The organism is Rhizobium sp. UBA1881 (genome assembly GCF_002338015.1).
GTDB lineage: Bacteria > Pseudomonadota > Alphaproteobacteria > Rhizobiales > Rhizobiaceae > Rhizobium.
Genome location: NZ_DDHH01000180.1, coordinates 35,759 through 36,274, shown reverse-complemented (window position 1 = coordinate 36,274; position 516 = coordinate 35,759). Strand labels below are relative to the sequence as shown.

At 66.9% G+C, this 516-nt stretch carries 1 pseudogene; it reads left to right on the top strand.

The features are described from left to right. A pseudogene (locus B3605_RS22070) lies at positions 1–516 on the top strand (excinuclease ABC subunit UvrB); the annotation flags it as partial.

The following is a 516-nucleotide window of genomic DNA, read 5'->3' as shown; positions in this document are numbered from 1 at the left end:
GGCGAGCCGCCGCCGACCCTGTTCGAATATATTCCCGACAACGCCCTGCTCTTCATCGACGAAAGCCACGTCACCATTCCGCAGATCGGCGGCATGTACCGGGGCGACTTCCGCCGCAAGGCGACGCTTGCCGAATACGGCTTCCGCCTGCCCTCGTGCATGGACAACCGCCCGCTGCGCTTCGAGGAATGGGACGCGATGCGTCCCGACACCGTCGCCGTCTCGGCCACCCCTGGCGGCTGGGAACTCGACCAGTCCGGCGGCGTCTTCGCCGAGCAGGTGATCCGCCCGACCGGCCTGATCGACCCGCCGGTCGAGGTCCGCTCTGCCCGCAGCCAGGTCGACGACGTGCTCGGCGAGATCCGCGAGACCGCCGCGAAAGGTTATCGCACGCTCTGCACCGTGCTCACCAAGCGCATGGCCGAGGACCTCACCGAATATCTGCATGAACAGGGCGTGCGCGTCCGCTACATGCACTCGGACATCGACACGCTGGAGCGCATCGAGATCATCCGC